The organism is Mammaliicoccus stepanovicii (genome assembly GCF_002902525.1).
GTDB lineage: Bacteria > Bacillota > Bacilli > Staphylococcales > Staphylococcaceae > Mammaliicoccus > Mammaliicoccus stepanovicii.
Map to the genome: position 1 here is coordinate 1 of NZ_PPQZ01000089.1, position 401 is coordinate 401.

Consider the following 401-nt stretch of genomic DNA (forward strand, 5'->3'; position numbering starts at 1 on the left):
CAGGCACACCAGAGGTTCAGACAGAAGAAGTACCATTTGAAACAAAACGTGAATTCAACCCAAATCTTGAGCCAGGTACAGAACAAGTTAAACAAAAAGGTAAACCAGGTGAGAAAACAATCACAACGCCAATAACAGTGAACCCAATTACAGGTGAAAAAGTAGGCGAAGGTGAACCAACGGTTGAAGTAACAACACCACCAGTAGATGAAATCATTGAATATGGCGGTGAGAAAATACCACAAGGTCATAAAGATGAATTCGATCCAAACTTACCAGTGGATACAACAGAAGAAAAACCAGGTAAGCCAGGTGTTAAGAATCCAGATACAGGTGAAGTAGTTGTCCCACCAGTAGACGATGTAACAAAAGTTGGTCCAAAGACAGGCACACCAGAGGTT

At 41.6% G+C, this 401-nt stretch carries 1 protein-coding gene; it reads left to right on the forward strand.

Annotation, left to right across the window (positions count from 1 at the left end; all coding sequences use genetic code 11):
- On the forward strand, positions 1-401 hold a 401-nt coding region (locus CD111_RS10110; protein WP_206124254.1), incomplete at both ends, for an E domain-containing protein.